Origin of the sequence: Roseospira navarrensis (assembly GCF_009601025.1) — a bacterium.
Classification (GTDB): Bacteria; Pseudomonadota; Alphaproteobacteria; order Rhodospirillales; family Rhodospirillaceae; genus Rhodospira; species Rhodospira navarrensis.
Genome location: NZ_WIVE01000004.1, coordinates 21,874 through 35,636, shown reverse-complemented (window position 1 = coordinate 35,636; position 13,763 = coordinate 21,874). Strand labels below are relative to the sequence as shown.

Sequence of the window (13,763 nt, the reverse complement as noted above, 5' to 3'; positions counted from 1 at the left end):
CCCGGCCTCGCGATGCCCGGTCCTCCTCGCGCCGCAGGATCCCGCCGGACGATCCCGCCGGACGATCTCACCGGACGGTCCCGGGCGACGAGAGCCGTGACCCTGAAGGAAAAAGGTGGATGACCCTGACTCCCCCCTCGCCATCCAACGACATGCTCGATTCAGAGGTCCTGACGGCCGACGAGTTCAATCTGTGGTGTGCCCTCAACAACATGCCGTTCCGCATGACGGAACATGCGTGGCCGGACGGCGCGACCGAATGGGACGTGGAGGTTCATCCGGGCCGCGCCGGCCAGACGGTGGCCTACGGCACCGGGCAGACCGACGAGGCCATCGCGGCGGCCATGGCGTTCGCGTTCGTGGCCGGCGTGGAGTGGGCCGACAATGCCCATCGGGCGGCGGCCGAGGCGGCCGGGGCCATAGACCCGTCGGGGGAGGGTGACGATCGGATGATGCCGCCCCGGGCCATGGCGCCCGTGTTCACGGCGCCGCTGGCGGCCCTCGCCAACGCCGGCGAGAGCGAACGGGGCGGCGCGGCGGACGGTGCGCCGCAGGAGACGGCGGACGACCCGGACCCGACGGCGCAGACCGACGCGGGGGCGGCCGATCCGGCCCCGGATGACGCCGACACGGCCGACGCCGACACGGCCGACGGTGAACCGGACGCGGCCCCTGACGATGACGACGAGGAGACCGCGTGGCAGGGCGACTCCTGGGGGGGCGATGCGGCTGACGAGGCCGCCGGCGGTGACGGGGTCACGGGCGACGGGTTCGCCGACGACCTGGGCGAGCCCGAGCACCCGGACGAGGCCGCCGCCCGCTCGGCCAGCCCCGAGGCGGCGGCGGAAGAGCGCGGCGCGGACCGGATCGGCGCCGCGACCCTGGGGGACATGCTCTCCGGCCGGGATGCGGACGACGCGGACGAGGCTGACGACGCGGACGAGGCGGACGACGGCGCCCCCGCCGATCCCGAGGCGGCCGCCGGGGCCTATCGCCGGCCGTCCCTGCACGTGCTCCAGGATCGCAGCGGCGAGGCCGAAACGGTGCTGGACGAACACGCCCTGGCCGAGAAGGCGCGCGCGCTGGAAACCGTCCTGCGCAATTTCAAGGTGCGCGGCGAGATCATGCAGGTCCACCAGGGCCCCGTCATCACGCTGTACGAACTGGAGCCGATCCCGGGCACCAAGTCCTCGACCGTCATCAATCTGGCCGACGACATCGCCCGGTCCATGAGCGCCGTCACCGCCCGCATCGCGGTGGTGCCGGGGCGCAGCGTCATCGGCATCGAACTGCCCAACGACAGCCGCGAGACGGTCTACCTCAAGGAGATCCTGGAGTCCGAGGCGTATACCTCCACCCATGCCAAGCTGCCCCTGGCGCTCGGCAAGGGCATCGACGGCGCCCCCTTCACGGTCGATCTGGCGCGCATGCCGCACCTGCTGATCGCCGGCACCACCGGGTCCGGCAAGTCGGTCGGCATCAACGGCATGATCCTGTCCCTGCTGTGCCGGATGTCGCCGGACCAGTGCCGCCTCATCATGGTCGATCCCAAGATGCTGGAACTGTCTGTCTACGACGGCATTCCGCACCTGCTGACTCCCGTGGTCACCGATCCCAACAAGGCCGTGATGGCGCTGAAGTGGGCGGTGCGCGAGATGGAGAGCCGCTACCGCGCCATGTCGGCGTTGGGGGTGCGCAACATCGAGGGCTTCAATCACAGGATGCGCGAGGCCCGCGCCAACGGCGAGGTCATCACGCGGCAGGTCCAGGTGGGCTACGACCGGCAGGCGCGCGAGCCGATCCACGAGGACCGGCCGATGGATCTGCGGACGTTGCCCTATATCGTCGTGGTCGTGGACGAGATGGCCGACCTGATGCTGGTCGCCGGCAAGGAGATCGAGGCCGTCATCCAGCGCCTGGCCCAGATGGCGCGGGCGGCGGGCATCCACCTCATCATGGCGACCCAGCGGCCCTCGGTGGACGTCATCACGGGCACCATAAAGGCCAACTTCCCGTCCCGGATCAGCTTCCAGGTCACCAGCAAGATCGACAGCCGCACCATCCTCAGCGAGGCGGGGGCGGAGCAGTTGGTGGGCCAGGGCGACATGCTCTACATGGCGGCCGGCGGGCGCATCACCCGCGTCCACGGCGCCTTCGTGTCCGACCGCGAGGTGGAAGCCATGGTCGCCCAGCTCAAGGCCCAGGGCGAGCCCGAGTACGTGCATTCCATCATCGAAGAGGACGGGGACGGCGCGCCCGTCTCCGACGACGACGGGCCGGGACCCGGCGGCGGAGAGTCGCCGGTGGGACTGGGCGAGGGGTCGGGGGACGCCCTGTACGATCAGGCGGTGGCCCTGGTGCTGCGCGAGAACAAGGTCTCGGTGAGTTTCATCCAACGCCATCTCCAGATCGGGTACAATCGCTCGGCGCGCATCGTGGACCGCATGGAGACGGAAGGGCTGGTTTCAGCCGCCAACCATGTGGGCAAGCGCGAGATTCTGGCGCGGAGCCGAACACGGGGGGCGTCCGGTGGCGGTGCGTCCGATGAGGATCTCTGAGGCGGTCCTGGACCGGGTGACCGCGACGCGGGGGCCGGTGGTCCCGCTGGCCCGGGTGGCCGGCGAGGGCCGGCAGGGCGCGCGCGGATCGGCCCCGGATGGGGATCGGGCCACGCTGCACATCCGGTGCGGGTCCCACATCCAGAGCAGTCTTGCCCGGGCGGGCTTCGTCGGGGATTTCCTGGAGATCTCCGATCCGCTCATACAGGGCCCCGTGCCCGCCGTGCGGGCGCTGGAGGCGTATCACGACACGCGGGCGGCGTTCATCAGCGGGGCCTACGGTGTGCCGCTCGACGCGGCGCGGGCGAAGCTGGCGGGCGCGTGGGACGTGCTGACCCGCGCCGACCGCTACGGCCGGATCGTCCTGTGGTTCGAGCACGACGCCTATGACCAGTTGATCCTCGCGCGGGTGCTGGATGCCATCCACGGCCGCCGGGTGCTGGAAAGTCGGGCGGCCCTGGTGCTGTACGATCCCCGCCAGGACGGCATGCTCGTGGGCAAGGTCCGTGGCCTGGGCGAACTGTCGCCGGAGGCGCTGCGCCGCCTGTGGACCCGGCGCCGGGCGGTCACGCACACCCTGACGGCGCAGGGGGCCAGGGTGTGGGAGGCGCTGCGGCGGCCCGATCCCGGCGCGCTGGCCCGGCTGTCCCAGGGCACCGTGCCGGGGCTGGCCACCATGGCCCCGGCGCTGCGCCGGTGGCTGCAGGACCTGCCGTGGACGACGGACGGTCTCGGCCTGACCGAACGGGGCATTCTGCGCACGCTGCACGCATCCGGCGGCACGGCCTCCACCGGGACCGTGTTCCACGCCTATCTGGCCGAGGACCCGCAGCCCACCCTGGGCGACGCCATGCTGACGCACGTCATGCACGGCCTGTGCGCGGGGCCGGCCCCGGCGGTCTCGCGGGACGATCCGGCGGTTCACGACCGGCAGGCCACCTGGACGCTGACGGACACCGGGCGGCGACTGCTGGACGGGGCGGCGGACTGGGCCGTGCTGGGCGGGCTCGACCGCTGGATGGGGGGCATGCACCTGGTCTCCCCCGCGCCGGCGTGGCGGTGGGATCCGGACGCAATGGCGCCGGTGGCCGGGCCGAGCTGACCGTTCCGGCGCGGGACGACTTGCCGCCGGTGGGGATTCGGCCTAGCTTTGGGAGAGAACGAACCGGAAACGGCCGGGTGGTCCCCGTGGCCCGGCTGGTCGGAGCATGCCCCGTGGCCTCGTCCCTGCTGATCCCCATGACCGGGCGCCGCAGCCTGGCCGACAGCGACACCGCCGCCATGACGCGCGGGGTCACGCGCGGGGTGTGCCGCCACCTCGCGAACACGGGTCATGCGGTGCTGACGGAGTTCAAGCTGCCGAACCGTCGCCGCGCCGACGTGGTGGCGCTGGACGCCGACGGCCGCGTCATCGTGATCGAGGTCAAGAGCGCGCTGGCGGACTATCGGGCCGACGGCAAGTGGCGGGAATACCTGCCCTATTGCGATGCGTTCGCGTTTGCGGTGGCCGAGACGTTCCCGCTCGATGTGTTGCCGGAGGACTGCGGCCTGCTGGTGGCCGATCCCTTCGGGGCCGAAGTGGTGCGCTGGCAGACGCTGGCGCCGCTGCATCCGTCGCGGCGCCGCGCCATGACTTTGCGGTTCGCCCGGCTGGCCGGGGAGCGGCTGCACCGCCTCCTCGACCCGCCGGTTTAGGGAAAAACCGGGGTCATCACGGATGTCCGGGGTCGCGTGGTTTCTGGACCGCAGCGGCCACCAGAGACAACCCCTCCCCACACCTCCCCATTCCATGGCGATCACGTTCACACATTTTCGAACGAGAGCGGCCTTCTTCGGCAAGAGGATGGACCACCAAGACACCAAGACACAAAGGGGTCGGCGCCTTGACGGACCCGCAGTTCCCCTCCAGCACGATGATGGAGGGCGAGCCCTATGATCATTTCGCTGCGCTCTTGGTGTTCTTCGTGTCTTTGTGGTGATTTTTCCGGCGCTGTAGGATCGTCCAGCGCCCTCCCGCCAAAGAGAAGTGTGAATCAGATAGATTCCATGGGGAGGGAGTCGGGTCGGCTCGGCGTGGACCGGGACGCCGCCCCCATTCATGGGGGAGGTCGGGAGGGGGGTCAGGCGAGAAGCACCACACTCGAGAGCCCTTGGACCCAGCCGCCCGGATTGAGCCCTGTTGTCCCGCCCCGTCTGGTCCCCGATTGTCCGTGACGAACCAGAAAACGCGCTCCCTACCGCGCGTCCTGGCCGAACAGCACCTTGCGGGCCTCGTCGCTGGTAACGCTGTTGTCCTTGCGCCACGCCTCGCCGACGCGGCGACCCTTGTCCACCGCCGGGCGGGCGGCGATGGCGTCGAACCAGCGCTTCAGGTGCGGGACGTCGTTCAGGTCCTGGCCCTGGCGCTCGTGCGGCGCCACCCACGGCCAGGCTGCCATGTCCGCGATGGTGTAGGCCTCGCCGGCCAGATAGGGCGCCCGCTCCAGCCGCGTGTTCATCACGCCGTACAGGCGGGCGACTTCCTTGGTGTAGCGGTCGATGGCGTAGGGCACCTCCTCCGGCGCGTACTGGCGAAAGTGGTGCGCCTGCCCGGCCATGGGGCCGAGCCCGCCCATCTGCCAGAACAGCCATTCGTTGACCGAGATGCGCTCGCGCGGCGTCTCGCCGGCGAAGCGGCCGTGTTTGTCGGCCAGATAGGACAGGATCGCGCCGGACTCGAACACGCTGATCGGGTCGCCGCCGTCGGCGGGCGCGGTGTCGATGATGGCCGGCATCCGGTTGTTGGGCGAGATGGCCAGAAACTCCGGCTTGAACTGGTCGCCCTTGGTGATGTTCACCGGATGGACGGTGTAGGGAACGCCCAGTTCCTCCAGCAGAAGGGTGACCTTCAGCCCGTTGGGCGTCGGCCAGAAGTACAGGTCGATCATGGAAGACCTCTCCACGGCGGTGCGATGATTTTGGACCGATCGGTCCGCTTGCCAGGGATATGGCGCGGACCGGGGCCGGACTTCAAGAGGCGGCGGCCGGGGCTGGGCCGTCGAGGGCATGGATCCGAACGGTCGGACAGACCGCGCGGGCGATCTCGCACAGGTGCCGGTGGTGCGTCAGGTAGATGACCTGGCCCACCTCGGCCATGCCGGCGAACAGACGGACGGCTTCCTCGGCGCGGAAGTCGTCGAAGGTTTCCATGATGTCGTCGGCGACGAAGGGCACGGGGGTCGCGCGCTCGGCGAACGCGTGATAGCCGGCCACGCGCAGGGCGAGATAGAGCTGGAAGCGCGTGCCCTTGGACAGGGCGGTGACGGCCTTGGAGCCGCCGCCGGCGTCCACCGCCACCAGGTCCTCGCCGTCCGCGCGGGGCTGGGTGGTGAGGCCCGTATAGGCGCCCCGGCTGATGGTCGCGAACGCGCGGGCGGCATGCCTCAGCATGGCCGAGCGGTGGCGGTCCCGGTAGGCGGACAGGGCTCGCGTCGCGGCGGCGATGCCCAGGCGCAGCCTCAGGTGCCGCAGGGTCTTGTCCTCGATCTCCAGCAGCAGGGTGCGGCGGCGCGCCTCCAGTCGCGCCACCCGGTCGTCGCCGCCCACGTCGGCCACCGCCTTTTCCGCGAACCGCAGGGCCGCGAACTGCTCCTTGCTGTCCGGGTCGAGCACGGCGAGACGAGCCTCCAGGGTGCTGGCCTCCTCGGCCAGGGCCTGGGCGTCCACATCCGCGAGGGCGGTTTCGGCCGCCGCCGTGTCGGGCACGCGCAGGGCCTCGACCAGCGCTGCGGCGGTCTCCCGCAGGCGCTGGCGCAGGGCATCGCGCTCCGCCACCCGACGCAGGGCGGCGCCGACCTCTGACAGGGTCTCGACGCTGAACAGCCCCGTCATCTCGTCGATCCGGCGGGCGAGGGTCTGCAGCGGCGCGTCCAGCGCCGCCCGTTCAATGTGCGCCGCCTCCAGGTCTTCCCGGCAGCGCCGACGCCGGCTGTCCCCCTCGCGCGCGGTGGCGAGGCGGCGGCGCAGCGCGTCGGCGGCCGGCAGCGGATCGGCTGCCGGGTCGCGCATCTCGCTTCCGTTGGCCAAATCGGCCAGGATCGCGCCCAGGTCCGCGACGAAGGCCCCTTGATCGTGGTCCATCTGCGCGATGCGGTGGTCCTTGTCGTCGCGATCCCGCAGCAGGGCCTTCAGTGCCTCCAGATCCTCCAGCATGGCCGCGACGGCGCCCGGCGCCGGAGGCGGGTCCTGTGCGCCCAGCCAGCAGCCAGCGAGGGCGGTCGTCCAGGTCGTGCGCCAGTCCGTTTCGGCGGCGCGGGCCGCGTTGAGCGCGCGGGTTCGGTGCGCCACCTCCTGTTCGGCCTTCCCCAGGGCGGTTCGGGCCGCCTCGCGGCGTCCGGCCGCGTCCATGTGGCGATTGAGGGCCGCTTCGGCGGCGTCGAGCAGGGCGGCCAGGTCGGCGCCGCCGGTGGCGGCATCGTCCGGCGCGGCCACGCCGGCGCCCCCCATCGCCCCGGCCAGTCGGTCGCGCGCGCGCCCGACGGTCGCCTCCAGGGCGGCGATGTCGGCCTCGGTTTCCGACAGGGCGGTCCGCGCCTGCCCCGCCGTGTGTCGCCGCGCCAGCCAGTCCGCCAGCGAGGCGGGCGACCAGTCCTCGGGCAGACCCAACGCCGCCAGCGCCGCCGCGAGGTCGCCGGCCAGCATCGCCCGATCCTCGGTCGCGGCATCCCGACGGGCCCGGGCGTGGGCCAGATCGCTCTTGGTCTGGGCCAGCGAGACGGCGGCCTGCCGCACCTGGGCCACCTCCGTCGAGTGGGCGAAGCGCCCGTCGATGACATCGTCATGGGCGGCCATGGCGGCCGCGAAGGCATCGGCGGTGGCGTCGTCCAGAGCCGCGCGGTGCGCGGTCCAGGCCGCATCGCGGGCGGCGCGGCGCGCCTGCGCGGTCTCGTCGTCCACCACCCCGGTGGTGCGCTGGATGGCGTCGAGGGTGGAGACCAGTCGGTCGCGCTCCGCCTCCAGACGCGTCACCTCGCGTGTGTCGTCCCGCACGGCCTCGTCCGCCGCCGCCAGACCCGCGCGCCAGGCCTCCAGGCGGGGGGAGTCCGGGACGGGCAGCGCGGCCAGGGCGGCGGCATCGCCGGTCCAGGGGGCGAGGGCGGCGAGGGCATCGGACAGGGCCTGCGCCTGCGCCGCACGTGTGCGGCGCGCGTGCGGAAGGCGCGACAGGGGTTCGTCGGCCCGGACGGCGCGGATGGCGGCCGCCAGCGCATCCCAGGGACCGGAGTCCGGCGCGGCGTCCGTCGCCATGGGCGCCGCCGCGCCCGCCACCCGATGCCAGTCCTGCTGCGCCTCCGCCAGGCGGTCGGTGGCGGCTTCGTGCTCCGCCTGGGCGGTGTCGAGGGTCGCCCGGATCCGCCCGTGATCGGCGATCAGCCCGCGCAACGTGCCCACGGTTCCGGCCGGCGGCACCAGGGCGCGCGGGTCCGTGTCGGCCGGGCGCTCCAGGCGGGCGAGCACGGCGGCGATCTGCGTGTCCAGGGCCTGCCGTTCCTCGCGGCGGTGGGGCAGGCTCTCCATGGTCTTGGCGATGTGGCCCTTGGCGTCCTGCAGCCGGTCGATCCGTTCCGCCAGCGCCAGCACCGCATCGTCCACGCTCAGGTCCGCCAGTTCTTTCTCAAGCGCCCTGATGCGGTGGTCCAGCCCGTCCCGTTTGGTGGTCAGGCGGGCGTCCTCCTCGGCCAGGGCGGCAATCTCGTCGGCCCAGTGGGCCGGTGGCTCCGGCAGGGCGTCGTAAGCCTCGGCTTCAGCCCGGAGGCGCGAGAGCGTTGCGGCGTGGCCCAGCCCCTGCCGCAGGCGGGCGATCTCGCCGGTGCGCGCCTTCACGCGCCCCAACGCCTCCTCGGTGGCCTCGTAGGCGGCGCGGGCCGCATCGCGCGCCTTCACCCGCCGGGCGAAGTCCGAGGCCTGCACGTCGATGTCGCGGCGCTCGGCGTCCAGGGCGTCCAGCGCGCGTTTCAGCTCGGCCAACTCGGTCTTGCGGCCGCCCTTGCGGGCGAAGGCGTCGGCCTGCTCCGTCAGCGCCTCCAGCCGCGCCGACAGGTCCGACAGGCCGGCGCTGGCGGCGAACAGAAGCTGCCCCAGGTCGCCCCGGCTTTTCAGGATGGTCTCGCCGCCCTGTTCCAGGGTGTCGTCGTCCAGCGAGAACATGCTGCCATAGGCGTCGCGGTCCAGGCCCGCCAGCATCCCCGCCAGGGCATGCTCGCCCACGGGCTGGCCGGCGCCGTCGCGCAGGCTGTTCTTGTTGGCCTTGACCCGGACCCATTCGGAGACCGCGTCCTTGTGCTCCAGCACAGCGCCGATCTGCATCACCTTGTAATCATGCAGGAAATTGTAGGGCGTCTGGCCGTGGATGCCGTACAGCAGGTCCAGGAAGGCGGACAGCGCGGTGGACTTGCCGGCCTCGTTGGGCCCGTAGATCAGATGCAGGTCCGGGGCGTCGCTTTTCTCTCCGAAATCAAGTACATGGTCGGTGAACTTGCCGTACCGTGTCAGGTCGAGCCGGCGCAGCCTCATGCGTCGGCCTCCGTCCCCGGCCGCCCGGTGGCGCTGCCCAGAAGGTGGGCGATCACGTCTTCAGTCCCCTCGGCGATCAGGGCGGCCAGGATATCGTCGAACGCGGCTTCGGTCTGGCCGAGCAGAGCGGCGCTGTCCCGGGGCAACTGAGCGCGCAGGGTCTCGGCGATCTCGCGCGCCTGAGCGCGAAAGGCGTCGGAGGGCGCCACCGTGCCGACGATCAGGTCCCGCAGCTCGGCAACCGGGTCGCCGGAGGGGATGTCGGGCGCCGCCGGGGCCGGGCGGAGGTCGGTCCGGACCGAGTCCACCCAGGTGTCGCCCAGCCGATCCGCCAGGGCCTGGGCCTCGGCCAGCAGCAGGTCGGCGTCCACCCGCACCCGCCAATCCAGCGCGGAGACCCCGGAGACCTCGACCCGCGCCACCAGTTGGGCGCACCGGGCGGCGGCGCGCGCGGCGGCGAGGGCGGATCCGATGGCGTCGATGAGATCGCGCCACGCGTCCAGGCCCGTGGCATCCACCGGCACGCGCTCGAACTGGGCGACGGCGGTGATGTGCTCGCTCAGGGTCACGGCGCGGTCGCCGGTGATGGACGCCAGGGTGACGGACTTCGGCCCGGCCTCGTTGATGTCGCGGCCCTGGGGCTGGCCCGGCATGACCACGGCAGGGTCGGCGGAGCGGTGGACGGCGCGGGCGTGGATGTGGCCCAGGCCCCAGTACTCGAAGCCTGTCGCCGCCAGATCGGCCAGCGAGCACGGCGCATAGGTGTCGTGGCCCGGCGCGCCGCCCAGGCTGGTGTGCAGCAGACCGATATTGATGGCGTCCGGCAGCGGCGGCTTGAACTTGGGCAGCAGGCTGTCCGGCGCCCGGGGATCGCGGAAGCTGATGCCGTGGACGGCCACGTCCCGGCCGTCGGCGGCCTTGGGGAGCACATGGCACTCGGCCCGGCCCGAGAACACATGCGCGCTCGCGGGCAGCACCAGTTCCCGGGTGATCTTCGACTCGGCGTCGTGGTTGCCGCGCACGATGAAGGCGGGGATGCCTTCCGCCTCCAGCCGGTGCAACTGGCCCGACAGGAACGCCGCCGTCTTCATGGAGGTTTGCCCGCCGTCGTAGAGGTCGCCCGCGATCATCAGGGCGTCCACGCGCTCGTCCAGGCAGAGGGTGACGGTGGTTTCGAATGCGGTCCGGGTCGCGCCCCCGATCAGATCCGCCAACGCCGGGTCGCGCAGCGCCAGCGAGCGCAGCGGCGAGTCCAGGTGGATGTCGGCGGTGTGGACGAAACGAAAGGGCATGACCTGCGAAAGAGTGAAGACCGCGTGGTTGGGCGGACGCTGCGGGTCAGTCGAACATGCTGTCGATGTCGGTCTGGTCCATTTTGGGCGGAGCCTCGTCGCCGCCCTTGCTGTCGCGGTCGGGGTCCGCCTTCCGTTTGGCGTCCGTGTCCGCGCCGGACGCGGCCGCCCTGCGCTCAGCGACCGCCCGCCGCTTCTGCGCCTTCTCCTGGTCGGTGCCCGCCGGCTCGGCGCCGTTCAGGATGGCGTCCACGTCGGACTGGCTGACACCCTCGCCGGCGAGCTGGGGGCCGTTGAGCAGGCGGCGCTCGTCGTCCGCCGGCAGCTCGTCCAGTTCGGAGCGGCCCGGCTCGCCGGACAGTTCCGCCTCGCCCCACACATGGATGAGGGCGTTCACCCGCTGTTCGATGTACTGCAGCGTCTTGACCACCTTGGTGATGCGCTGGCCCGTGATGTCCTGGAAGCTGCACGCCTCGAAGATGGCGCCGATGTGGTCCGGCACCCGATCCAGGGCCTTGACGGCCTCCTCATCCGCGACGGCCGGCCGGGCGGTGCGCATCAGGTCGTCGATGGTCTCGGCGTTCTCCATGATCGTGTTGGTCGCCGTCTCGGTCGCATCCACGATGGCGTCCAGTTCGTCCGACATGCTGGCGAACCGATCATGATCGTCGCCGGGCTTGCGGATGGACGCGATCTCGTGGCGGATCTTCTGGATGCGGTCGAACAGCCCCCGAAGCTCCTGGCGGAGGATGCGAACGTCTTCCGAGTCACTCATCACCAAGTACCGCCCATGGTCAGGATAGAACTGCGCGGCCCTGCCTTGAATGTCGGCTGCGGTATGCCGTGTGCTGCGGCATCCTCGCACTGTGTTCGGGACCCGGTTCGGCCGGGGCCGTTCCGGTCAGCGACGTCTGGGCTGCGATCCGGTACCTTGTGGGCGACGGGGGGTGCCGTCAATAGAGGATTGATCCTCGGCGCCCTTCGCGTCCCCGTCCGGCCGGGTTTCGCCGGCGTCCGGTGGGGAACTGCCCGGATCGGGGTTGCCCTGCGGGGTCTCCACGAGCAGGTGATGGGCGAGCACCTCCAGCAGAATGCGGTCCTCGTCGCCCAGGTCCTCCAGCATGGCCCGCTTGGCGCGGTGGATGCGCATGGCCTCGGCGATCAGGGCCTCCCGGTCCGGGGACGCCGCGGGGGCCTTTGGGGAGGGCCTTGGGGCGCGGGACGGCGACCGTTTCGGCTTGGCCTTGCGGGGCCTTTGCCCCGCAGGCGGGCTGTCGGTCAGCGATCGCCAGGCGTTCGCCAGCGGCGACAGGATCGAGCGCGGCCGGGGCTTGCGGGCGTCAGCCATAGGGCGAGACCGGGGCCGGGCGGTGGGCCGGGTCCGTCCAGCGCCCGGCCCAGACCCCGGGCAGAATTCGGCTCGCGGGGCTGATGGCGGGACCGGCGTGCCCGGCGGAGTCGTTTGCCTGCGCCGCTGCTTGTGTGCCCGGCGTGCGGGGCGGCGCGGTGGGGACGGCGGCGGCGGTCGGCCAGGGATCGGAGTCCATGGGGCCGGGCGGGTCCCAGGGGTCCGCCGGCGGAACGGTCCCGTCGGCCCCGTCCGGAGCGGGTGTCATCAGGGCCTGAACGCGGGCGGAGACGGCGTCGAACAGCATGAATAGGCGGTCGAGCGGCCCGTCCTCCAGCACCTCGCGCACCAGCTTGTCGGCGTCATGGTCGCGGGCCAGGGCCAGCAAACGCTCGTAACGGCGCAGGAAGCGGTGCAGGCTCGCGGCCGCGACCTCGTCGGCGGCCACGCGCTCGGCCATCCGGTCGGCGAAATCCGGCTGCTCGCCGGCCCGCGCGAGCAGGGCATGACTGAACGCCCAGGGGTCGCCCGCCGCGTTCATGGCCCACAGGTACTCGGACTCCTCGGGGCTGAGAATGCCCAGGCGGCCGGTCACAAGGCCCGCGTGACTGTTCAGATCCTTCAGCGCCAGATCGACCCCGCTCAGGAACGACTGGCGGCGGGACTGCTCCTGCATCTCGATGGTGGTGCGCACCAGGGCTTCGATCTCGCCCGTGGTCCGCATGGCCTGATACCGCGCGGCGCGCATCTCGGCCTGGGTCTGGGCGAGACCGATCGCGATCAGCACGAACGCGGCGACCAGCCACAGCGCCGCCAAAGGGGCCGCCGCCGCCGCGCCGAACAGGGCGAGGTCGGCCGGGGTGCCGGCGGTCAGCGCATCCCAGCCGGGACCATCGGAGACATAGCCCCGCACGATGCCGATCCAGGCGACGGACAGGATCAGCGCCGTGCCCAGCGTGGCGAGGCCCAGAAGCCCACGGGGCGCGCGTCTGGGGGTGTCGAAGCGTCTCATCGCCGGACCATCCCTGTGCGTGGGTGGGCGACGGTCGCGCGGTCCGCCGCCCGGTTCTGCCGTCCGGCCGACCCTAGTGCAGATCGCGTCCGGAGGGAATCGCAGTGTGCGCCTAGCGTCGGCCTTGAGTTTCCGCTGGCCCCCGGTCCAGGTCGAGGGTGCGCAGCCGCTGCCGCACGCGGCCGATGATGCGGTCCATCATTGCCAGCGCCTGCCCGTGCGGGTCCACGGCGGCGTTGCCGACCAAGTCCTCCCGCGCCTCCGCCAGACCGGCCAGCACCCGCTGGCGGAAGGTCTCGGGCGGGCCCTCGGCCGAGGCCTGCCAGATGGCGGCCAGGGTCATCCGCTCCACCAGATCACCGATGCGGCTGTCCCCGTCCGCCTCCCGCGCCAGCGTGCCCAGCGCCGAGCCCCGAACCGCGCCCAGTTCCTCGCGCACCAGACCCGCCAGCGCATCGGCATGGGCGCGCATGGCCCGCATGCGGCGCCGCTGGCGCTGCCAGGCCCAGGCGCCGATCAGGACCACCGCCGCCAGGGCCAGCCAGGCGAGGCTCAGGCCCAGGGTGACGTCGCCCCGCTCCAGCACGCCGGTGATGAACGAGACCGCCAGCGCCAGCATGAGCAGCCCCACCACCATCGCCAGCTTCATGCCCAGGGTGCGGGACAGCGCGATGGCGATCGGGGTCGAGAACACATAGACCATCAGGCCCGACACCGGCCCGAGCCCCGTGGGCCGCAGGCGGTCGCGGGGGGTCAGCAGGCCTTCCCGGACGAGGCGCTGGCCTTCCTCGATGTTGTCCAGTACGGGCAGGATCATCGGGATCACGAACGCGATCGCAACGGCATAGGCAATCAGGGTGTCTCGCGACGGGGTGGGCACCTAGAAGAGTTCCGGTTTCAGTGAAGGGGCCGCTCGGAAACGAGACTCCCCCGCCCACCTGCCTTCGTCCAGAGGTTTTTCGGGCCGGTCCACCCTGGACGCACGGGCGATGGCGCGGGCA

Annotated in this window: 10 protein-coding genes; 3 read left to right on the top strand and 7 right to left on the bottom strand. The window is 71.9% G+C overall.

The features are described 5' to 3' along the window. Positions 1 to 119: 119 nt before the first annotated feature. The 3 genes from GHC57_RS02745 to GHC57_RS02735 all read left to right on the top strand — a co-directional run bounded on the left by GHC57_RS02745 (position 120) and on the right by GHC57_RS02735 (position 4,253). A complete protein-coding gene (locus GHC57_RS02745; protein WP_153340916.1) occupies positions 120 to 2,558 on the top strand; it encodes a DNA translocase FtsK in 2,439 nt (812 codons plus the stop codon). Continuing rightward, positions 2,545 to 3,660, top strand: a complete 1,116-nt coding sequence (locus GHC57_RS02740) for a DUF1835 domain-containing protein (protein ID WP_153340914.1) — start codon at positions 2,545 to 2,547, stop codon at positions 3,658 to 3,660. The genes GHC57_RS02745 and GHC57_RS02740 overlap by 14 nt, the downstream gene beginning before the upstream one ends. 113 nt (positions 3,661 to 3,773) lie before the next feature. Further along, positions 3,774 to 4,253 carry an MmcB family DNA repair protein gene (locus tag GHC57_RS02735; protein ID WP_343031084.1) on the top strand — a complete coding sequence of 160 codons (480 nt, stop codon included), beginning with the start codon at positions 3,774 to 3,776 and terminating at the stop codon, positions 4,251 to 4,253. Between the two features lie 539 nt (positions 4,254 to 4,792). On the opposite strand, the gene GHC57_RS02730 is transcribed toward GHC57_RS02735, so the two are convergent. The 7 genes from GHC57_RS02730 to GHC57_RS02700 all read right to left on the bottom strand — a co-directional run bounded on the left by GHC57_RS02730 (position 4,793) and on the right by GHC57_RS02700 (position 13,642). After that, the gene (locus tag GHC57_RS02730; protein ID WP_153340912.1) at positions 4,793 to 5,485 is read right to left on the bottom strand and encodes a glutathione binding-like protein; all 693 of its coding nucleotides are present in this window, start codon (positions 5,483 to 5,485) and stop codon (positions 4,793 to 4,795) included. A gap of 82 nt (positions 5,486 to 5,567) precedes the next feature. Further along, positions 5,568 to 9,110: an AAA family ATPase gene (locus GHC57_RS02725; RefSeq protein WP_153340910.1), complete on the bottom strand. Its 3,543-nt coding sequence runs from the start codon at positions 9,108 to 9,110 to the stop codon at positions 5,568 to 5,570. Further along, positions 9,107 to 10,402 carry a metallophosphoesterase family protein gene (locus GHC57_RS02720; protein ID WP_153340908.1) on the bottom strand — a complete coding sequence of 432 codons (1,296 nt, stop codon included), beginning with the start codon at positions 10,400 to 10,402 and terminating at the stop codon, positions 9,107 to 9,109. The genes GHC57_RS02725 and GHC57_RS02720 overlap by 4 nt, the downstream gene beginning before the upstream one ends. Before the next feature lie 46 nt (positions 10,403 to 10,448). Further along, positions 10,449 to 11,177 (bottom strand): protein phosphatase CheZ, encoded by a 729-nt coding sequence (locus tag GHC57_RS02715; RefSeq protein WP_153340906.1) that lies wholly within the window; start codon positions 11,175 to 11,177, stop codon positions 10,449 to 10,451. 126 nt (positions 11,178 to 11,303) lie between these two features. Beyond that, on the bottom strand, positions 11,304 to 11,750 hold the full coding sequence (locus GHC57_RS02710) for a hypothetical protein (protein ID WP_153340904.1): 447 nt from the start codon (positions 11,748 to 11,750) through the stop codon (positions 11,304 to 11,306). Beyond that, positions 11,743 to 12,762 carry a hypothetical protein gene (locus GHC57_RS02705; RefSeq protein WP_153340902.1) on the bottom strand — a complete coding sequence of 340 codons (1,020 nt, stop codon included), beginning with the start codon at positions 12,760 to 12,762 and terminating at the stop codon, positions 11,743 to 11,745. Before GHC57_RS02705 ends, GHC57_RS02710 begins: the two co-directional genes overlap by 8 nt. A gap of 112 nt (positions 12,763 to 12,874) precedes the next feature. Then, positions 12,875 to 13,642: a hypothetical protein gene (locus GHC57_RS02700; protein ID WP_153340900.1), complete on the bottom strand. Its 768-nt coding sequence runs from the start codon at positions 13,640 to 13,642 to the stop codon at positions 12,875 to 12,877. Positions 13,643 to 13,763 lie beyond the last annotated feature (121 nt).

Bases quoted from the DNA above. Each gene is read 5' to 3' on its own strand.
- GHC57_RS02715 (WP_153340906.1), bottom strand. From the start codon at position 11,177: ATGAGTGACTCGGAAGACGTTCGCATCCTCCGCCAGGAGCTTCGGGGG.
- GHC57_RS02710 (WP_153340904.1), bottom strand. From the start codon at position 11,750: ATGGCTGACGCCCGCAAGCCCCGGCCGCGCTCGATCCTGTCGCCGCTG.
- GHC57_RS02730 (WP_153340912.1), bottom strand. From the start codon at position 5,485: ATGATCGACCTGTACTTCTGGCCGACGCCCAACGGGCTGAAGGTCACC.
- GHC57_RS02740 (WP_153340914.1), top strand. From the start codon at position 2,545: ATGAGGATCTCTGAGGCGGTCCTGGACCGGGTGACCGCGACGCGGGGG.
- GHC57_RS02745 (WP_153340916.1), top strand. From the start codon at position 120: ATGACCCTGACTCCCCCCTCGCCATCCAACGACATGCTCGATTCAGAG.
- GHC57_RS02705 (WP_153340902.1), bottom strand. From the start codon at position 12,762: ATGAGACGCTTCGACACCCCCAGACGCGCGCCCCGTGGGCTTCTGGGC.
- GHC57_RS02720 (WP_153340908.1), bottom strand. From the start codon at position 10,402: ATGCCCTTTCGTTTCGTCCACACCGCCGACATCCACCTGGACTCGCCG.
- GHC57_RS02725 (WP_153340910.1), bottom strand. From the start codon at position 9,110: ATGAGGCTGCGCCGGCTCGACCTGACACGGTACGGCAAGTTCACCGAC.